Annotated in this window: 16 protein-coding genes and 2 pseudogenes; 6 read left to right on the forward strand and 12 right to left on the reverse strand. The window is 62.3% G+C overall.

The features are described from left to right. Positions 1 to 2 precede the first annotated feature (2 nt). The 3 genes from HV796_RS22265 to HV796_RS22275 all read left to right on the forward strand — a co-directional run bounded on the left by HV796_RS22265 (position 3) and on the right by HV796_RS22275 (position 4,520). Positions 3 to 1,169: a mandelate racemase/muconate lactonizing enzyme family protein gene (locus HV796_RS22265; RefSeq protein WP_175228670.1), complete on the forward strand. Its 1,167-nt coding sequence runs from the start codon at positions 3 to 5 to the stop codon at positions 1,167 to 1,169. 197 nt (positions 1,170 to 1,366) lie between these two features. After that, positions 1,367 to 2,695 carry a dicarboxylate/amino acid:cation symporter gene (locus tag HV796_RS22270; RefSeq protein ID WP_175228671.1) on the forward strand — a complete coding sequence of 443 codons (1,329 nt, stop codon included), beginning with the start codon at positions 1,367 to 1,369 and terminating at the stop codon, positions 2,693 to 2,695. 280 nt (positions 2,696 to 2,975) lie between these two features. Continuing rightward, positions 2,976 to 4,520, forward strand: coding sequence for a methyl-accepting chemotaxis protein (locus tag HV796_RS22275; RefSeq protein ID WP_175228672.1), 1,545 nt, complete (start codon positions 2,976 to 2,978; stop codon positions 4,518 to 4,520). Positions 4,521 to 4,603: 83 nt separating this feature from the next. Here the strand turns inward: HV796_RS22275 and HV796_RS22280 are convergent, their stop codons facing one another. Further along, positions 4,604 to 4,951 carry an outer membrane lipoprotein gene (locus HV796_RS22280; RefSeq protein ID WP_246355990.1) on the reverse strand — a complete coding sequence of 116 codons (348 nt, stop codon included), beginning with the start codon at positions 4,949 to 4,951 and terminating at the stop codon, positions 4,604 to 4,606. A 349-nt stretch (positions 4,952 to 5,300) separates the two neighbouring features. Here HV796_RS22280 and HV796_RS22285 point away from each other — a divergent pair, with 349 nt between their 5' ends. Then, positions 5,301 to 6,158: a MipA/OmpV family protein gene (locus HV796_RS22285; RefSeq protein WP_377691896.1), complete on the forward strand. Its 858-nt coding sequence runs from the start codon at positions 5,301 to 5,303 to the stop codon at positions 6,156 to 6,158. Between the two features lie 301 nt (positions 6,159 to 6,459). On the opposite strand, the pseudogene HV796_RS22290 reads toward HV796_RS22285, so the two are convergent. Beyond that, positions 6,460 to 7,233 (reverse strand): annotated as a pseudogene (locus tag HV796_RS22290) (hypothetical protein); the annotation flags it as partial. A gap of 142 nt (positions 7,234 to 7,375) precedes the next feature. Here HV796_RS22290 and HV796_RS22295 point away from each other — a divergent pair. Beyond that, positions 7,376 to 7,969, forward strand: coding sequence for a GNAT family N-acetyltransferase (locus HV796_RS22295; protein WP_217477979.1), 594 nt, complete (start codon positions 7,376 to 7,378; stop codon positions 7,967 to 7,969). 12 nt (positions 7,970 to 7,981) lie between these two features. Here HV796_RS22295 and HV796_RS22300 read toward each other — a convergent pair whose 3' ends face one another. The 4 genes from HV796_RS22300 to HV796_RS22315 all read right to left on the reverse strand — a co-directional run bounded on the left by HV796_RS22300 (position 7,982) and on the right by HV796_RS22315 (position 10,819). Further along, a complete protein-coding gene (locus tag HV796_RS22300; RefSeq protein ID WP_175228675.1) occupies positions 7,982 to 8,134 on the reverse strand; it encodes a hypothetical protein in 153 nt (50 codons plus the stop codon). A gap of 145 nt (positions 8,135 to 8,279) precedes the next feature. Then, a complete protein-coding gene (locus HV796_RS22305; RefSeq protein ID WP_175228676.1) occupies positions 8,280 to 9,002 on the reverse strand; it encodes a PIG-L deacetylase family protein in 723 nt (240 codons plus the stop codon). A gap of 207 nt (positions 9,003 to 9,209) precedes the next feature. Then, positions 9,210 to 9,797, reverse strand: a complete 588-nt coding sequence (locus tag HV796_RS22310; protein WP_175228677.1) for a nucleotidyltransferase family protein — start codon at positions 9,795 to 9,797, stop codon at positions 9,210 to 9,212. Positions 9,798 to 9,886: 89 nt separating this feature from the next. After that, positions 9,887 to 10,819: a helix-turn-helix domain-containing protein gene (locus HV796_RS22315; RefSeq protein WP_175228678.1), complete on the reverse strand. Its 933-nt coding sequence runs from the start codon at positions 10,817 to 10,819 to the stop codon at positions 9,887 to 9,889. A gap of 247 nt (positions 10,820 to 11,066) precedes the next feature. Between HV796_RS22315 and HV796_RS22320 the strand changes: the two genes are divergently transcribed. Beyond that, positions 11,067 to 12,017 (forward strand): alpha/beta fold hydrolase, encoded by a 951-nt coding sequence (locus HV796_RS22320; RefSeq protein WP_175228679.1) that lies wholly within the window; start codon positions 11,067 to 11,069, stop codon positions 12,015 to 12,017. Positions 12,018 to 12,225: 208 nt separating this feature from the next. Here HV796_RS22320 and HV796_RS22325 read toward each other — a convergent pair whose 3' ends face one another. The 6 genes and pseudogenes from HV796_RS22325 to HV796_RS22345 all read right to left on the reverse strand — a co-directional run bounded on the left by HV796_RS22325 (position 12,226) and on the right by HV796_RS22345 (position 20,032). Then, a complete protein-coding gene (locus tag HV796_RS22325; protein ID WP_175228680.1) occupies positions 12,226 to 13,851 on the reverse strand; it encodes a GMC family oxidoreductase in 1,626 nt (541 codons plus the stop codon). Between the two features lie 475 nt (positions 13,852 to 14,326). Continuing rightward, the gene (locus HV796_RS22330) at positions 14,327 to 15,568 is read right to left on the reverse strand and encodes an aldehyde dehydrogenase family protein (RefSeq protein ID WP_246355983.1); all 1,242 of its coding nucleotides are present in this window, start codon (positions 15,566 to 15,568) and stop codon (positions 14,327 to 14,329) included. Positions 15,569 to 15,582: 14 nt separating this feature from the next. Then, positions 15,583 to 15,726: pseudogene (locus tag HV796_RS44220) on the reverse strand (hypothetical protein); the annotation flags it as partial. 377 nt (positions 15,727 to 16,103) lie between these two features. Next, positions 16,104 to 16,748: a glutathione transferase gene (gene yfcF / locus HV796_RS22335; RefSeq protein ID WP_377691851.1), complete on the reverse strand. Its 645-nt coding sequence runs from the start codon at positions 16,746 to 16,748 to the stop codon at positions 16,104 to 16,106. Between the two features lie 54 nt (positions 16,749 to 16,802). After that, positions 16,803 to 19,034: a xanthine dehydrogenase family protein molybdopterin-binding subunit gene (locus HV796_RS22340; protein WP_175228681.1), complete on the reverse strand. Its 2,232-nt coding sequence runs from the start codon at positions 19,032 to 19,034 to the stop codon at positions 16,803 to 16,805. Continuing rightward, the gene (locus tag HV796_RS22345; RefSeq protein ID WP_175228682.1) at positions 19,031 to 20,032 is read right to left on the reverse strand and encodes an FAD binding domain-containing protein; all 1,002 of its coding nucleotides are present in this window, start codon (positions 20,030 to 20,032) and stop codon (positions 19,031 to 19,033) included. Before HV796_RS22345 ends, HV796_RS22340 begins: the two co-directional genes overlap by 4 nt. Positions 20,033 to 20,041 lie beyond the last annotated feature (9 nt).

Here is a 20,041-nt window from a genome sequence, read left to right on the forward strand (position 1 = left end):
GAATGAAGATCGTAGAAATCCGCGAAAAGACATTTCCTATTAGCTCATCGATTCGTAATGCGTATATCGACTTCAGCAAGATGACGCTGAGCTGCGTCGCGGTGGTCACCGACGTGATTCGCGACGGCGAGCCGGTGGTCGGCTATGGCTTCAATTCGAACGGCCGTTATGGGCAAGGCACGCTGATGCGCGAGCGCTTTATTCCGCGCATCACGGCGGCCGATCCGGCGTCGCTCGTCAACGACAAGGGCACCAACCTCGATCCGCACAAGATCTGGGCGACGATGTTCACGAATGAAAAGCCGGGCGGCCACGGCGAGCGCTCGGTCGCGATCGGCACGATCGATATGGCGATCTGGGACGCGGTCGCGAAGATTGAAGGCAAGCCGTTGTTCCAGTTGCTCGCGGATCGCTACGGCAACGGTGTGCCGGACCGCAAGGTGTTCGTGTACGCGGCGGGCGGCTACTACTACCCAGGCCAGGACCACGGCAAGCTGAAGGACGAGATGCGCAGCTATATCGACCGTGGCTATACGGTCGTGAAGAAGAAGATTGGCGGTGGGTCGCTCGAGGAAGATCTGCGCCGGATCGACTCGATCCTGTCTGTGCTGCAGGACGGCCAGAAGCTCGCGGTCGACGCGAACGGCCGCTTCGATCTGGACACCGCGATCCGCTACGCGAAGGCGCTGTCGCAGTACGACCTGTTCTGGTACGAAGAGCCGGGCGATCCGCTCGACTTCGAATTGCAGGCGACGCTGCGCAACTACTACGACAAGCCGATGGCGACCGGCGAAGACCTGTTCTCGATGCAGGACGCGCGCAACTTGATCCGCTACGGTGGCATGCGTTCGGACCGCGACTGGCTGCAATTCGACTGTGCGCTGTCATACGGTCTCGTCGAATATCTGCGCACGCTCGACATGCTGCACGAGCACGGCTGGTCGCGTAAGCGCTGCATTCCGCACGGCGGACATCAGATGTCGCTGAACATTGCGGCGGGTCTGGGTCTCGGCGGCAACGAGTCGTATCCGGATCTGTTCCAGCCGTTCGGCGGCTTCCCTGATGGCGTGAAGGTCGACAACGGCTATATCACGATGCCGGACCTGCCGGGTATCGGCTTCGAAGGCAAGAGCGATCTGTTCAAGGTGATGCAGCAAGTGTCGGCGTAACCGTGCCGGTTTAGAAAAAGGCCGTTTGTCCGTCTGCAAAGGAGTGCAGCGGCCAAGCGGCTTCGTCGTTACAAAGGGGATGACTCGGAGACAAGCGGAAACACGATGGGCGCGAGCTCCCCATTGTCATGTTCCACCGGTACGCTGGCGGCTTTTTAACCGGGGCGTAACGCTGAAGCAGGAGTAGGAGACCCACAATGAATCGCATTAGAAAGACCCTTTCGAAGCTGTACGTGCAGGTGCTGATCGGCATTCTGATCGGCGTGTTGCTTGGGCATTTCAATCCCGATGTCGGCGCGCAGATGAAGCCGCTCGGCGACCTGTTCATCAAGCTGATCCGGATGCTGCTTGCGCCGATCATCTTCGCGTCAGTGGTGGTCGGCATCGCGCGGATGAACGACATCCATGAAGCGGGGCGAGTCGGCGTCAAGGCGCTGCTGTACTTTGAAATCGTGTCGACGTTCGCGCTTGCGATCGGTCTTGTGGTCGTGAACCTGATGAAGCCGGGCGTCGGCATGAACGTCGATCCGGCGCATATCGACAGCGCGGCGATCGCGACCTACACGCATGCGGCCAAAGAGCATGGCGCGATTGCGTTTCTGATGGGCATCGTGCCAACGACGGTGGTTGGCTCGTTCGCGAACGGCGACATGCTGCAGATCATCTTTTTCTCGGTGCTGTTCGCGGTCGCGCTCGCGAAAATGGGCAAGCGCGCCGAGCCGTTCGTCGACATGCTCGACACGTTCCTGCACGGCATGTTCGGCGTCGTGCGGATCGTGATGTACGTGGCGCCGATCGGCGCGTTTGGCGGAATTGCGTTCACGGTCGGCAAGTACGGGATCGGCACGCTGAAGCAGTTTGGCGAACTGATGCTGTGCGTGTATCTGACGTCGGTCGTGTTCGTCGTTGTGATTCTCGGCGTGATCATGCGGATGTGCGGGCTGTCGCTGTGGAAGTTCCTGCGCTACATCAAGGATGAAATCCTGATCACGTTCGGCACCGCGTCGACGGAAGCGGTGCTGCCGCAAATGCTCGTGAAAATGGAACAGCTGGGCTGCCGCAAGTCGGTGGTCGGCATGGTGCTGCCGACCGGCTACACGTTCAATGCGGACGGCACGTCGATCTATCTGACGATGGCGGCGATCTTCGTCGCGCAGGCGATGAACATTCCGCTCACGCTCGAAGATCAGCTGATCGTGCTCGGCGTGTTGCTGTTCACATCGAAGGGTTCGGCAGGCGTCGCGGGCGCCGGCTTCGTCGCGCTTGCGGCGACGCTTGCATCGATGCACCAGATTCCGGTCGCGGGGCTTGTGCTGCTGCTCGGCGTCGACCGCTTCCTGAACGAAGCGCGCGCGGTGACGAACCTGATCGGCAACGGCGTTGCGACGCTCGCCGTCGCATGCTGGGAAGGCGCACTCGATCGTCAGACCGCGAAGGCGGTGCTGGATGGCCGCATCGATCCGGACGCGCGCGACGGCATCCCGCAAACAGCGGGCTACGATTCCGCAACTGCGCGGGGCCGATGAGATGGGCTGTCGATGCGGGCCGTTGAGTCCCCGCTGACCGCGAAGTGACCGGTCTTTCACAGACCGGTCACACTCATTTTCGACAGGCTCATGAACGGTTGGAAGACACGGCGGCATCGTGACGCGCATGCCCGCTGCGAAGGCTTGTAAAGCGAATGTTTTTTCGCTGAAAGCCTCAAGTTCGGCGTGCCGGTGCCGTTGATATCAGCGATAGACCGGGCAACGACCGGATGGTTGGGTCGAGGGCCGGTTAGTCCAAAAACAACTCACTTGGCCAATCATGTTTTCACGCCTCTCGATTTCCGCCCGGCTTTGGGCAACTACTGCACTTCTTGGTGTTCTGATCGTCGCCATCGGTCTGCTTGCGCAATTCGGCATGCAGGACCTGAGCGGCGATCTGGACTATGCGTACTCGAACCAGCTGGCGTCGTCGATTGCGCTCGGCAAGTCGAACCTCAACCTGACGATCGTGCGCACCACGCTCGATCGCGCGATGCTGCACCCGGACTCACCGGAAGTACCGAAACTGATCGACAAGGCGGGTGACTACATGGCGATCTCGGATCGTGCATGGCAGGAGTACAGCGCGCTGCCGCATGAAGCCGATGAGCAGGCGCTCGTCGATGCCGCGAACAGCGCGCGCAACGCGATCATCCAGCAGGCGTTGCTGCCGATGATGGATGCGCTGAAGAAAGGCGACGCGAAGACGGCCGACGACATCGCGATGAACGTGATCGTGAAGTACACGGTGCCGCTCGCGAAGGCATGGGATGCGCTTGCGCAATGGAAACTCGCGAGCGGCAAGCGCGCGTTCGACGACGCGCGCGAGCAGTTCAGGGTGCTGCGCATCATCGGCGCGGTGCTGATCGTGGTCGGCATCGGCGCGTGCGTCGCCTGCGCGAGCGGCCTGAACCGTTCGATCTCGCGACCGCTCGTCACCGTGCTCGAGCAGTTGCGCCGTATCGCGAGCGGCGATCTGACCGGCCGCTTCGACGTGCTCTCGCAGGACGAGATGGGCAAGCTTGTGGAAGGCCTGAAGACGATGCAAGGCGGGCTGACCGAAACGGTTCGTCAGGTCACGCACAGCTCCGAGTCGATTGTCTCGGCGACGCGGCAGATCGCAGCGGGCAATAGCGACCTGTCGCAGCGTACCGAAGAGCAGGCTGCTTCGCTGGAAGAAACCGCGGCGAGCATGGAGCAGCTGACCGCCACCGTCAAACAGAATGCCGATAACGCGCGCCAGGCGCAGGATCTGGCCGGCAAGGCAAACGTTATCGCCGGGCGTGGCGCGACCGTGGTCGGCGACGTGGTCGAGACGATGGGCAGCATCGACCGTAGCTCGCAGAAGATTGCCGATATTACCGGCGTCATCGAGAGCATCGCGTTCCAGACCAATATTCTCGCGTTGAACGCGGCCGTCGAAGCAGCGCGTGCCGGCGATCAGGGCCGTGGCTTCGCGGTGGTCGCGGGCGAAGTGCGCTCGCTTGCACAGCGCGCGGGCGTCGCGGCCAAAGAGATCAAGGAGCTGATCGGTGATTCGGTCGAGCGCGTCAATGCGGGCGCGCGCCTCGTGGGCACCGCGGGCGAAACGATGGAAGAGCTGCGTCAGGCGATCTCGCATGTGACCTCGATCATGGACGAGATTGCCGCGGCGTCCGACGAGCAGCGCGATGGCATCGAACAGGTCAACCGCGCCGTGACGCAGATGGATCAGGTGTCGCAGCAGAATGCGGCGCTGGTCGAAGAAGCGGCTGCGGCGGCTGCGGCGCTCGATGAACAGGCGCATTCGCTGCGGCGCGCGGTGTCGGTGTTCCAGCTCGCGTGAGCCTGCGTTTGAGCGCCGGGTTTGCGCGTTGCCTATGAGCGCGGTGCGGAGCTGGGGCATGACGCCCCGGTGTTGCGCCGAAGCTAGTCGTACGTGACGCGCGTGACGCCGTCACTCGACAGTAGCCGCACGCGCTCGCCCGGACGGAACAACCCGTCGCTGGCGTTCTGCGTGATCGCGCGCCAGCTGCCGTCGTCGAGGCGCACGGTGATTTCCTGGCCGCGCTGCTGCGCAAGCTTGTGCTGAACCTCATTGCCGGCGACCGCGCCGGCCACGCCGCCGAGGACCCCCATCAGCAACGACCCGTGCCCGTGGCCGAGCGCGCTGCCGGCGACGCCGCCAAGCAGGCCGCCGCCGAGTGCGCCGAGCACGCCGGGCTGGCCGTTGCTCGTGTCGATTGTCACGTTGCGCACGTTTTCGACCGTCCCCATGCGCACGGCTGCTTCGCGCTGCGCCTGTGCGGCGCCAGCGGGTCTCACGATCGGTGCGAACGGAAGTCCATGCACACGCATCAGATGCTGGAACACCGTTTGCTAGCGTATGCACGACTGCGAATAAACGCAGTATGTTTTGCGCAGTGTGTAGCAAACGGCCGCGCAGGCGGCACGCATGCACGCTGACAGACTCGCTACCCAACTCCGGCAAGTCAGGCGCCGGGCCCCGCGTCGACGACCGCGCGGCACCCGGCGACCTGAACGTCCGGACTCAACTAACCAGAATATGGGAGGCGTTGTGGCGTCAACGAAACGCGCCGGGCGGCTGGCCGGAAAGAGTCGCACCCTGAAAGCGGGCAGCCCGGCGCTGTGGGCGACCGCCAGCGCCGCGCTGGCCGTGTGCGCCGCGCCGGGCGCGCTTGCGCAAACGCCATCGCCGCTTGGCGAATGGCAGTATTCGGCGGGCGTGCCGCTCGAGAAGATGTTCGAGCCGCCGGAGGAACGCACGAACTGGGAAACGCGGGTCGGCGCCGGGATGACGTTCGAGCCGCGCTATGACGGTTCGTCGCGCTATCACATCCTCGCCGGCCCAAGCCTCGATATCCGCTACAAGGACCTCGCGTTCCTGTCCACTGGCGAAGGTCTCGGTGTCAATGTGTTGCAGGGCGACAACTGGCGTACCAGCATCGCCGCGGTGTACGACCTCGGACGGCGTGCCCACGACGACCCGCAGCACCTGAACGGCTTGGGCAATATCAACCCGGCGCCGGAAATCAAGCTGGCCGCCGAATACGTGATATCAAAGGATTTTCCGCTGACCTTCCGGACCGCGATCACGCGTAGCATCGGCGGCTCGAATGGCTGGATCGCGGACGTCGGCGCCTATATGCCGATGCCCGGCAGTTCGGACTCGTTTTTCTGGTTCGCCGGTCCTTCGGTGTCCTTCGCCGATTCGACGTATATGAACAGCTGGTTCGGCGTGAACCCCGCGCAGTCCGCCGCGTCGGGCTTGCGGCAGTACGACGCGAGCGCCGGCCTCAAGTCGGCCGGCTTCGGCATCACGATGATCTGGTTCGTCAACAAGCACTGGTTCGTCACGGCGGACGGCGCGATCAAGCGTTTGCTCGGCAGTGCCGCGGCGAGCCCGGTGATCCAGACCAAGACGAATGGCGTCTGCGATATATCGTTGAACTATCAGTTCTGACGCTCGACGTTCGTCTGGCACGGTCGGTGCCGCTGCGTTGCCGTGCGCCGACTTGCCGACTTGCCGACTTGCCGACTTGCCGACTTGCCGACTTGCCGACTAGTCGACTAGTCGACTAGTCGCTGGCGTTCGCGCGGCTACCGTTCGACGCTTGCGGGACCGCGGCGCATGCTTGCCGGGCAGCCGGCTTTGTTGTAACGCCGGGCTTCGCTAGCCGCTCGGTTGGCTCTTTAGTTAGTCTTTTAGCCAGCGCTTTAGTCGGGCCCTTAGTGAGACCTTTAGTGAGACCTTTAGTCAGGCCCTTAGTGAGGCATTTAGTCAGGCCCTGGACCACCACCGCTAGCGCTACCGCTTGTGCAAACGCCGCGAGCACCGGCTCGCGGGTTAGCGCGAACGACAGAAAGAGGCAGAACGCGCCGAACGAAAAGCGGCCGGCCACCATCCCGCGCAACAGCGCGATCACAAATTCCGGACCGTGCGCACGGTGCGACGACACCGACAACACGGTGGCCATCAGCGGAAATACCGCCAGCAGGCCACTCCAGCTCGCGCCGAGTCGGCCCGACAGCGCGGTGACCGTGAGGGTGAGCACGACGCCCGCGAGCATGCGACCGAACAGGTCGATGCGTGCGAGCGGTGCGCCGGAGGCCACTGCGTGACTGCGCGGCAAAAATGCGTTGCCGAAGCCCACACCCAGCGCGGCCGCAGCGAGTGCCCATGCCGGCGATGCGGATGATGCGGCAGCGGCGGCCGAGACCGGCAGCAGCGCCAGCGCGCTCGCGCTGGCGAACCACGCGACGAGCCCCACGGCGAGCGCAACACGCCAGCTCGCGGCACGGCAGGTCCATGCATAGCCGAAGTTGAATGCTTCAGATGCGAGGATTGCCGCAAGCGACAGCGTTGCGGCACGAGCGCCGAAAGAAGGACCGTGCTGGAGCACGAGCAGGTAGAGAATCGGCCCGGCCACGACGGGCAGACCGGCGAGCCATCCGGCGATGGCCGGTCCCCACCATTTGCCTGACATCGATACGGCCAGCAGGAACGACGGAACCAGCGTGAGCTTGAGAGCAAGCATACGAATGCGCGGATGGTAAAGCGGGAGTATACCTGTGCGCCTGTGGGGCAATGCACCGCCCAGAGGAATAAAGGGGCACGCCCGAGCGTCCCGGTGAGTGTCGATGCATCATCGTCGCCATGCTCAAAAGGTAGCCATGAACATGCTTTCAGAATCCCCGCGCGTCGTGACGATCGGCGCGTCAGCCGATCTCGACGCGGCAATCGCGGCGCTCGTCCTCGCAAACGTCGAGGACCCTGTGATGCGCTGGGTGTTTGACACCCCGCTGCGCATGATGACCTATGCGCCGCGGCTATTCCGCGTGCTCGTGACCCATTCGTTTCTTGCGGGTAGCGCGCAACGGACCGACGACGGCCGCGCGATTGCGTGCTGGCAGCCGCCTGGAGTGGAAGACGACGACGGCGAGATCGCTGCGATCGTCCGCGACGGCTGCGCGCCAGAGAAGCTCGAGGACCTGGGCGGAGTCGTCGAGCAGCTTCAGCTCTATCGCCCGAAAGAACCGTACTGGTATCTGTCCGCGCTGGGCGTCGATCCGGTCGCGCAAAATCAGGGGCGCGGGGCTCTGCTGTTGCGCGCTCGTCTCGACGAGTGCGACGCGGCGCATCGGCCCGTGTATCTGTGGTCGTCCAACCAGCGCAACGTGCCGTTTTACGAGCGGCACGGTTTCGAAGTGCAGGCGATGCTGCGCGTGAGCACCTGCCCGCCGATGATCCCGATGGTGCGGCGCGCGCGGTAAGCGCCCGCGCGGCTACACCGGATCCTTGTCCGGCGGCCCTTCGGGCCGCTGCGGCTCGTCGTTGTGATGGCCTGGCGACGGCGGCGTCAGCGGATCGCCTTCGGGGTCGCGCGTCGGGTCCGCGAGTGGTTCCGGAATCGGCGCAGTGTGGATGCGGCTGAGCATGGCGTTACCTCGTGCTTGCCTTGTGCGGGCAGGGCGAGAAGCGGGACGGAAGGGTGGCCGGACGATGCGCTTCCAGCGCGCTTCCCTGGTACAGATAGCGTAGGCGATCCGCTTCGTGCCTGCTGGCACGTTGCACGCGGGCCGCTCAGGTTCTGCTGCGGCGCGCCGCGGCGATGCCGCGCGCCGTATCGAGTCGCCAGTAGCGTTCGCTTGCGAATACGTCCGCATAGCCTTGCGGGCCGAACGCGCGCAACTGGCTCGTATAGGCGCTGACTGCTTCGCGCTTCATCAGCGCTTGCCGTTGCATGTCGATCGTGTGGTCGGCGACCGGATACGCGGGCGTTGCGACAATGCCGCGCTTCGCGAGATCGACGAGGCGCTCCTGTACGACGCCGCGCATCGGCCGGTAGATCGCTTCCTCGTAGGCAAACCAGGTCAGATGCGACAGCCGCGGCAGGATCTCGCAACACGCATTGAATACCAGCAGGTGATCGGCGTGAAAAAGCCCGAGCGGCATCAGCAGCGTATTCGCAGTCGAACCGTAGATGGTTTCCTCGAGCGCGAAGGCGAGCTTGCTGATTGACGGCGAATCGAGATACTGAGCGTCGCGAAACGGCAGTCGCACCGGTATCGCGTCGAGCACGGCGAGTGCATGGTTGTCTTCGATGGTGCGCGCATGCACGGACTCGTACGCGCCGGCAAAACCGGCCTTCGTGTCCCATTCGGTACACATATCGTGCTCGGGCGGGGCGGCGAACACGGTGCAGACAGCGGCATCGGGAGAGGTGGCGAGCAACGCGCCGCAACTGAACACGGCGTCATCGAAATGCGGGGACACGACAAAGAGACGCGGGTTGGTTTCGCTCATACAGGTTTGTGAGTGCGGGACCTGCCTGGAGGGGCGGGGATGAATGCGCGGTGACGCACGGCTATGGCCTTTCACCAGCTTACGCGGAAATGCGCGACGCTGGGTCGGGATTTCATGCCGGACGCTTGCGCGGCCGTCCGGCGAGTCCGCAAGACATGTGCCTGCGTGGTGTCCATGTTCGGCGGGGCTGCCCTCGGGTAATGACTTCTACAGCTTGCGCAAATCTTCCGGCGTATCGACGTCGGCAAGGACGCCGGGATCGTCGACGTCGATGCGCGTCACGGTGTGCAGCGCGAACAGCGCACGCGCACCGGTGTCACCGTCCAGCGCGCGCAGCGCGTCGCGATGCGCGAGGCCGAACCCGACCGGGTGGCCGCGCTGCCCGCGATAGGTCGGTGCGACGATCGATGCGCCGTCATCGAGCGTGCGTGCGACCGCCTCGATTGTGTCGACGGCGATGCGCGGCATGTCGGCGAGGGCGACGATCCAGCTTTCCGCGTCGTCGCTCGCGGCGACACCGGCGGCGAGGCTGGCGCCCATGCCGCGTTGCGCGTCGGTTGAAAAGACGACGTCGCAGCCGGCATCGTTGAGCACGCGCGCAAGCGCGTCGGAGCCGGGGCGGACGACCGCGATCGCGCGCGACACAACTCGCAGCAGACGGTGCGCGGACTCGTGAGCGACCGGCGTGCCGTCAGGCAGGCGGGCGAGGAGTTTGTTGTGAAGGCCGTCCGGATCGAAGCGCGATCCGTAACCGGCGGCGAGCAGCACGCCGGTGGCGAGCGACGCGTAAGCCATGAGCGGCACCGGAAGAAGGGAATGAACCCGATTGTGCGGCGCAACGGATGACCACGCAAGCGGCATAAGCCGGGCGGGGCCGGTGTCGGCTATTGAGCGTGGTCCGGACTGCGATGTGCTCGCCGAAACACGATAGGGGAAACGCCGAAGGTTTCCTTGAACAGACGGCTGAAGTGCGTGGCGTCGCTGAATCCCCAGCTGAACGCAATTTCGGTGATGGTGCGGCGGCTGCGAGGGTCGGACAGTTCCGCCCGGCACTTCGCCAGACGCCGTGCGCGGCACCAGCCGGCGACGGTCATCTGCCGCTCGTTGAAGATCCGCTGAAGATAGCGGACCGACACGCCGAAGCGGCTAGCGACCGCGACGGGCGTCAATTCAGGATCGTCGAGCCGTTGCTCCATATAGCGCATCACGCACGACATGAATTTGTCCTTCGGGGTCGTAGCGGTCTCGCGCACCCGCGCGGCGATGGTCGCGGCGAGGACATCCAGCGTGGTGTCGATGCAGGACGCGAGCGGTTCGGTGCCACGTTCGATCACGTCGTCGGCGAGCGTCGTCAACCAGCTGCCTAGCAGTGCCCCGACGGGGCTGCGCGCTTCAATGCGCAAGCCGTCATAGGAGATCGCGTTCGGGACCACCTGCTGGAAATGTTGAACCGGTATCACCATGCAGAGTTTGCGGAACGGTTCGGGCATCGCGAACCTTGCCTCGTAGCCGCTATACCAGAGTGCGATATCGCCTGGCACGATTTCGGTGAGGTGCCCATTGCGCTCGTAAATCGTGCGGCCGGCGCGCTGATAAAGAATGCCGATGAAAGTGTCGCTATCCCGATTCAACTGTTGCTGACCGCGCAGCACGGTGAGCGGGGCGCCGGACACCGACAGCGCCCTTATCCCGCCCGCGCATTTCGGAATCACGTTGACGGAAGGCGGCGCGGCGTCATTCAGACAGACGTCCCAGGTGACATGGTCGACGTGCATCGCGTGATGGAGTGCGTCGCCCTCGTAGTGCAAACGATGCATGGTTGCTGCATGAGTAGCGTCGAGGAATTCGTTCATTGTGGCCCGATTCTGACTGCGAGTGCTGGAACGGCCAACCATACTAAACCGTGCGTCACGCGAAAACGGCACGTGCGCTTCGCTCAAATCACCCGTCCTTCGCATCTGGCGCCCTCATCAAGGAAACGGTGCGCTCTACGCCATGCTGTCGCATCGACGACGGCTTACGATCTTGGCAACCCGACTTTCATCCGGGCGACAGGGGCGACACATGATTGATCAACATCGCAGTGATGGGCGAACGAGCGCCGATGGCGAAACGACGCGCCACGACGGGCATTCGCCGGGGGCGGTCAGGCTGCCGTTTGTACTCGTGCACGGCGGCTGGTGGGGCGCGTGGTCTTTCGAGCGGCTGATTCCTTTGCTGATGAGCTGGGGCCACGTTGCGCTTGCGCGCGATTTGCCGGGACACGGGCTCAATGCCCGATTCCCGTCGTCTTACCTGCGCCGTCCGATGGACACCGCATCTTTTCAAACTGAGCGATCACCGAATGCGCAGATCACCAGGGACGACCATGTCGATGCGATTATCGACGCGATCGAGTGTGTAAGCGGGTTCGGTCATGGCGAGGTCGTGCTGGTCGGACACAGTATGTCCGGGGCGTTGATATCGATGGTTGCCGAACGTGTTCCCGAACGGATCGCGAAGATCGTGTACCTCGCGGCATTTATGCCGAGGACCGGCATGGCGATGGCCGACTATATCGACGCGCCGGAAAACGCGGGCCAACTGGTGCCGCATCTGTTTAGAGGCGATCCGGCCGCGACGGGCGCTGCACGGATCGATCATCGTGCTGACGATGCGGCCTCGCGAGAGATGGGTCGGCGCGCGTTCTGCGGGGACATGAGTGAAGAAGACTATCGCGCCGTTGTCAATCTGACGACGCCCGATGAGGCGGTCGCACCGATGGCAACACCAGTCTGGATCACACCGGAACGATGGGGCAGTGTCGAGCGCCACTACATCATGTGCCTGCAAGACTATGCGCTTCGGCCTGCGCTGCAGACGCGCTTTATCGAGGAGGCCGATGCGCTTTTTCCCTATCAGCCGACTGTCGTGCACTGTCTGGATGCAAGCCATGGCGTGGTCTTGTCGCAACCGGCAGCACTCGCGGAACTGCTGGTGAAAATTGCAACCGCTGGGCGCAGCGATGTCGTCTGACGCCGCCGTCGCGACGCAGTGGCGGCGCCGGACATGGGTGACGGTTGTGTCATAGGGGGTGTGTTTGAGAAGGCCTGATGGGTTTTCGGCGCGTTGGCCGGCACGGCGACCGCTTGCTTCGCTCCGTGGCCTGCTATGCGTTCCATCAAACGTCCAACGGATCGATTTATTCCGGTGACGTGTTCGACAAGCAAGACGCCGATACCCCCTACAACTGATGACGTAGCCTGATGGACATCGCAGCACGCTCCCCGATGACAACACACGGAGCCATCGTATTTCCAGTCGTTATGTTCCGCAAAACCGAACCGTCGGCGATGGTTAGACGGCTTATCCCATGGACCTGCAGCTTGCTGTTGACTACCGAATCAGGATCATTTCCCATCATCGCGGTGCAGGTCTGATGGCTTACGCTGGCGATGGAATCGCGCACAAATGCCTGGAGCGACGAACCCTCCAGATTCCCGGGCGTGACTTGCCGCTTAACAAACCGTTTGAGTGTCGGCGACTGGCTGATTTCATTGGCTAACTCGACCGCGCGGGTTAGCGCGGCAAGCTCTTCGGGCTCGGCGACCGGGTTGGCTTCGATGATGACCGGATGTTGCGGTCCGGCTCCGGTCAGACTGATGCGACCCGTCGATCGAGGCCTTGTGAGTACGGGCAATATCGTCCACGACTTGGGGGGAATCGCATATTGTCCCGCGATGTTCTCGCTCGCGAAAGGAAAGCCCAATTGCATCAGCTGGATATCCGGTGGTCCTTCCGCGACCGAACTGTGCACGAACGCGTTCGCCTGAACGATTGCCCCGTGCGGAAGATCTTCGGCCTCAACGGATTCGGGCGCTTCGCAGATGCAGCCGGCGACCATCCAATGGTCCTGGAAGTTTCGGCCGACGCCCTTTAGCTCTTCAATCACCGGAATGTTGAATTCGTGTAACTGGCTCGCGCCGCCAATTCCCGATTGCATCAGCACCTTTGGCGTGTGAATAGCGCCAAGGGAAAGCACGACCTCAAGCGACGCATTGAAGCGTCGCAGCTTTCCGTCCACGATGCACTCGACGCCGCTTGCCTGATTGCCGCTGAACAACACGCGCGTGACAAGCGCTCGGGTTAGAACCGTGACGTTCGGACGGTCCATCATCGGGTAAAGATAAGAACGGAATATGGACACCCTGCGTTGTTCCCGGATGCACACGTCCGCCATCGAAGCGCCCGTTGGCGCCTCCATGAGCGTACCGTTCTGACTCACAAACTCGGGGATGCCGCATGTTTTCGCGGCGGTGAGCCATGCATACGGAAGCGGTGAAAGAGCGGGCGCATGGGACACATGGACTAGCCCTCCAGTTCCCCGATACTGCCTGTCGGGCACCCCATGCCAATCCTCGATCTGTTTATAAATTTCGAGTACCGACGCGTAGCTCCAGTCCGGATCGCCGGTTTCGGCGGCTAACGTATCCCAATCGGCACGGTGTCCTCTGGACCAATGCATCGCATTGATGCTTGACCCGCCACCCAGAACTCGCCCCATATGCAGCGCGATCGGGCGATGATTCATCTGGGCGTTGCTGCGCGCGGTAAAAGCCCAGTCACGCGATGTCCCCAGGTTTTTAATCCAGGCTTCGGCCACTTCGATTTCAGGCACGTTATCCATTTCGCCCGCTTCGAGGACGAGCACCGTTGCGTCGGACTGCTCGGCCAGTCTTCGGGCAACGACGGACCCCGACGTGCCTGAACCACAGACAATAAAGTCATAGGTTGCTCGCGTATCAGCGGCCAGTCGGTTTTGGTTCTCAACCACCCGATCCTCGTGCCGGGAAACGTACTCTTCTAACATGAAATTTAACCTTTTGCTTTGCTAAGGAATGGAGGTGTTCAACCGGGAGCTGAACAGAGCCATCGAGCGCTTAGGGAAACACGATGTGGACTCGTCGAAAGAACAGACTGCGAGGATGAGTTATTCCGGCAGTGTTAGCTAGCCGGATTAAACATGCGGGAATGGAAAAGGTGGTTTATTAATTTCGAGCGCTTGGAGAATATATTAGCTATGCGAAAATTATTAAAAACATCTTCGACAGCACTGAAATCGATTCGGTAAACAAATCGGCCAGAAATGCCGTTTGTCGATATTTACGTGGCATTCGCAACGATTGAGGGCAACACCGATGGGTGCCTACCTCATTCGAAGCGGGTTTGTTTTTCTTGTATTTTTCGAGGAAATCGGTCGAAGACCACTGCCCCCTCGGCGCATCGAGGCGATTGTCGAAGGGGCAGTGAGATGTGGTCAGGTCGTCATCGCCGCAGCCTGGCCTCTAGCGTACCATCGAAATAATCTTCAACTGCGTGAACTCTTCGAGCCCCTGCTGCCCCAATTGCCAGCCCATGCCCGACTGCTTGGCCCCGCCAATCGGCACATCGAAACTCAGATTCATAAAGCAGTTGATCCACATCGTTCCGGTGTCGACCCTGCGGGCTATCTCGAACGCGCGTTCCGTATCCTTCGCCCATATGGTGCCGGCGAGCCCGTATTCCGTATCGTTGACTCGCTCTATCAGTTCATCGACATCATCGTATGCAAGCACGGGCAAGACCGGTCCAAACTGCTCTTCGCGCACGAGGCGCGCGTCATCAGGTAGATCCCGCACGATCGTCGGTGGAATGAAGTAACCTGGGCCGTCCAGTGGCGTACCGCCGGCAATAATGGTTCCCTGTCGCCGCGAGTCCTCGATCAGGTCCTTTACACGCTCATACTGAGCACGGTTCTGGATCGGACCCAACTGTGTGGAGGGCTCCATCCCGTTTCCCACTACCGCTTTCTTCGCTAACGCGGCAAGCGCGTCGCATAGCCGATCGTAAATTGCGCGTGGGGCATAGACGCGCTTTGCGGCGAAACAGATTTGACCGCTATTCGCCATCGCAGCCATGAACACCTTTGGTGCGACTTCGTCAATATTCACATCGTCCAGGACGATGGCGGCATCGTTGCCGCCGAGTTCAAGCGTCACGCGCTTGAGTGTGTTCGATGCGTTTTGAAGAACACGGACTCCGGTGCGGGTCGAACCGGTGAACGAGACTTTGGCGACATCCGGATGGCATGTCAGTTTTTCGGCAAGATCGTTCCCGCAGGTGATGACGTTCAGCACGCCCCGTGGCAACACAGACGACGCAATCTCGCCGAGAAACAGCGTGGATAGCGGGGTTGTCGGTGCGGGTTTTGCGACCAGCGTGTTGCCGCTCAACAGGGCCGGGGCGATCTTCATCATCAGCAGCCATACCGGGGAATTCCACGGCGCGATGGCGACGACGACGCCAAGCGGCTCGCGTGTCTCGACGACATGCCCGGTTTCGTTATCGCGCAGTGTCTTGTGCGGCATCGCCAATGTCGAGTTATAGCGCAGAAAAGCAATGGATCGATCGATTTCCTGGCGGGACGCCACGAGCGGTTTGCCCTGTTCCCGCGTGAGCAACCTGGCCCACTCATCCGCGCGCTTGTCGAGTGCATCCGCGAGCGCATTGAGGTGAGCGCCGCGATCCGCAAATTGCGTTTTGCCCACGTGGGAAAGGCTGCTTTAGCCGTAGCAACAGCAAGATCGAGCTGCGCCTCGTTAGCGATCGGGCATTGTTCAAAGACCGCGCCCGTCGCTGGGTCCTCGACGCCGATGCTACTGAATCCCTCAACTGGCTTGCCGTCGATTGTCATTCTGTAGTACATGACGATTCCTTCAAAGAAATTAATGTCGGCGTGAGAGCGGCTTAATGTTTTATAAGCCGTCTACTCTTTACACGGCGCTGATTTATTAGCAAATGACCGTGGCTATGCAGTATGCATTAATCCGTTTGGTTTACCATTCAGGTGAATGGTCATCAGCATTCCAACTGCATTATCAATGGCAATATCGGGGGAGATGGACCGCAACGTGCCGTGCGCTTAATCGGAGAGCGCAATTACAAAGACGGTTGAGAATAGGCGGACGCTGCGGTGCTTATGCGGGTGAGTGGCGGCGCATTTGAGCTCGGGCGACAAACGCGCGGCAGTTTGACGGCAACGTCAATCGATTGACGCGAAGTCAGTTGTCTGTTGTTGCCTCGTCAAAGTGCGGGGCGTTTCAGTTCAACCCATCGCTGCACGGAAGGTCGTTCCCACTGTCTCGCAGCGTAGTTCACCAGCGGTGTCGGCACTGAATCGCCATTCAGGATGAGGCGATTAAGCATTAACGCCAGATCCGTATCGGCGATGCACCATGTCCCAAAGAGATTGGATGCGTCACGAGGCAGCAGAGCCTCGGCTGCATAAAACAGCTTCCGGACCGCTACATCGGCCGCTGGGGTGAGCGGTGCTCCGCGCGCCCCATAGAACACAACCTCAGTTGAACGCTCCTGTCTGATGGGTAGCAGGTCGCTGCGCAGCCAGGCCTGGACCTGGCGTGCCCGCGCGCGAAGCGTTTTTTCTTGTGGATACACCGACGTTTCGGGAAATGCGTCGTCGAGATATTCGGTGATTGCCGACGACTCCGACAACGCGAAGTCGCCGTGCACCAGCGTGGGCACGCGCTGTGTCAACGACCTGGCCGCATAGTGTGCCTCACGATTTTCCTCGCGATTGAGGTCTACTACTGAAAGCTCAAACGGCAATCGCTTCTCGTGAAGAGCGACGAAAACCGACATCGCGTAGGGGCTTGCATACTGCGCATCGACATATAAAAGAAGGCTATGTTCGGGCAAAGTATTCTCCATCGCGGCATGGGTTATGCAAAGCCACGATGATATACGGTGACGGTCGAAGCCCCTCTATACATAACGCCGCTGCACGCCCGGCATCACCTTATCAAGCGTAATCGGCAAATCCCGCACGCGTACACCTGTTGCGTGATAAACCGCATTGGCAATCGCCGCCGGCACACCGGTAATGCCAATCTCGCCGATGCCCCGCACGCCGAGCGAACTGATATGCGGATCGGGTTCATCCAGCATGACGACGTCGAGCGCATTCACATCCGCGTTAACCGGCACGTGATACTCCGCCAGATTCGCGTTCGTGATGCGTCCCTCGCGCGGATCGAGCGTAGTCTCTTCCTCGAGCGCCGCGCCAATGCCCCAGACGATGCCGCCCATCATCTGGCTACGCGCAGTCTTCTGATTGAGCACGCGGCCGATGTCGTACACCGCGGTGACCCGTTCGACGCGGATCGTCCCAAGATCCGCATCGACATGCACTTCCACGAACACCGCTCCGAACGAATGAAACGAGTATCGCTGCCGCTCATCGCCGGATTTGACGCTGGCGGTTGCCTCGATCGGCTGGCCACCCGCGCGCGCAAGCACCGCGGCGGCCGGGTCGCGTTTGGCCGGGTCCTTACGGCTGATCACCCAGCCTTTCTCAACGGTGACGTCAGCGACATCCGTGCCGAATACTGGCGATGCGTGGTCCGCAAGGGCCAGCTCGATCAGCTTGTCGCGCACCTGCGTCGCGGCGTCGCGCACGGCAGGCGACACGCTCGCGGCCGAGCGCGAGCCGCCCGAGCCGGGCGCGTTCGGCAACGTCGAATCGCCAAGCGCGAAGCGAATATTCTGCGTCTCGAAGCCCATCGCGTCGGCGGCCACTTGCGTCATCACCGTGTAGGTGCCGGTGCCGATATCCTGCGTGCCGGATGCGACGAACGCGCTGCCGTCCGGCAGGATGCGCGCGATCGCCGCTGCTTCGCTGCGGTTCGCCGGATAAGTCGCGGTCGCCATGCCCATGCCGATCAGCGTATGACCCGAGCGCATCGAGCGTGGCGCGGGACTGCGGCGCGACCAGCCGAAGCGCTCCGCGCCGATCTGATAACACTTGCGCAACGCTTTACTCGACCATGGTTTGCTATCCGAAGGATCGACCTCAGCATAGTTCTTAAGACGCAGTTCGAGCGGGTCCATCTGCAATTCGGCGGCGAGTTCGTCCATTGCCGATTCGAGCGCAAACGAGCCGGTCGTCTCGCCAGGGGCGCGCATAAAGGTCGGCGTCCCGACGTTCAGCTGGACGAGACGATGTGTCGTCACCTGGTTCGGCACGGCGTACAGCATCCGCGAGACCATGCAGCAGGTCTCGGTCCAGTCTTCGATCATCGACGTGTTCGAAATGCTGTCGTGACGCATCGCAGTCAGCGTGCCGTCCCGCTTCGCGGCGAGCACGAAGTGCTGTTCGGTGCGCGGGCGCCCGCCGACCGGGCCGAACATCTGCGGCCGCTCGAGGGAAAGCCGTACCGGGCGGCCAGTTTGCCGCGCCGCCATCGCGCACAGTGTGACGTGCGACCACGATGAGCCCTTGCAACCAAAGCCGCCGCCGATAAACGGTGAAATCACGCGCACGTTGTCAGGCGGTATGCCGAGCGCCTTGGCGACCGCGACCTTTGCGCCGGTCACGCCTTGCGTCGAGTCGTACAGCGTCAGATGCGGACCGTCCCAGACCGCCATCGTCGCGTGCGGCTCCATCGGGTTGTGGGTTTCCATCGGCGTCGTATACACGGCGTCGATGCGTACCGGGCCGTCGCGCACACCCGCGTCGAAGTTGCCACGCTGTGTATCGGTCTGGCGGCCTTGCGGATTGTCCGGCGCATGCATGCGTGCTTTCGCCTGCGTGAAGTCGAGCGCCGCCGCCTGGCTTTGATAAGCGATGCGTAACTGGTGCGCGGCATCGGTCGCGTGTTCGAGCGTGTCGGCGACGACCACCGCGACCGGCTCGTTGTTGTAATGCACCTGATTGTCCTGCAAGAGCGAAAGGCGTCGGCCAGCAGGCGGCGCAAAGCCCGCCTGGCCGTTTTGCGGCAGACGTGGCGCGTTCCGGTACGTCATCACGAGCAACACGCCGGGCAGCGCCTGCGCGCGGCTCGTGTCGATCGACGAGATCGTGCCGTTCGCGATCGTGCTCGTCACCAGCACCGCATGCGCCAGTCTCGCCTCCGGAAATTCGGCCGCATAACGTGCTTCACCGGTTACTTTCAATATGCCGTCAGTGCGGTCAAGCGGGTAGCCGATCATGTTCATGCGAACCCTCCGGTGCGGCCCGCCGCCTGGTTGACCGCCCGCACGATCGTGCGCTGCGCCAGTTCGACCTTGAACGCGTTATCGCGCTGCGGACGCGCGTCGCTCACCGCGGAGCTTGCCGCTTCCCGCAGATTGGCGTCGGTCAGCGCATGGCCGGTTAGCATCCGTTCGGCCGCGATGGCCCGCCACGGTTTGTGCGCAACGCCGCCGAGCGCGATGCGCGCGCTCCTGACCGTGCTGCCCTCCATCTGCAACGCGGCAGCCACCGATACCAGCGCGAACGCGTAGCTCGCGCGGTCACGCACTTTCAGGTAGTGCGCATGCTCGCTAAAGAGCGGCGGCGGCAGATCGACCGCGGTGATCAGTTCCGCCATTTGCAGCGTGGTGTCGATATCCGGACGATCACCCGGCAGACGATGAAACTCGCCGATGGGCACCGCGCGCTCGCCGTTCGGGCCGTGCACGCGCACCACGGCGTCGAGGGCCGCGAGTGCGACGTTCATGTCGGATGGGTTCACCGCGATGCATTGTGAACTCGCGCCGAAGATCGCGTGCGTGCGGTTCAGTCCTTCGATGGCCGCGCATCCGCTACCGGGCAAGCGTTTGTTGCATTGCGCGAAGGCCGTGTCGTAGAAGTACGGGCAGCGCGTGCGCTGCATCAGATTGCCGCCGACGGTCGCCATATTGCGCAATTGCGGCGACGCGCCCGCAAGAAATGCTTGCGAAAGCAACGGATACCGTTCGCGTATCAGCGCATGATTGGCCGCGTCGCTATTGCGCACCAGCGCGCCGATGCGCAGCCCGCCATCGGGCAGTGTTGCGATGGTGTCGAGTCCGCCGATGCGGGTGATATCGACCAACCGGACAGGGCGCGTGACGCCGCCTTTCATCAGATCGAGCAGATTGGTGCCGCCGCCGATATACATCGAGCCCGGCTGCTGCGCCGAGCGTAATGCGCCGTTGAGGTCGGCGGCGCGTTCGTAAGAGATCGGGTCCATGATCGGCGC

This window comes from Paraburkholderia humisilvae (assembly GCF_902859855.1).
Classification (GTDB): Bacteria; Pseudomonadota; Gammaproteobacteria; order Burkholderiales; family Burkholderiaceae; genus Paraburkholderia; species Paraburkholderia humisilvae.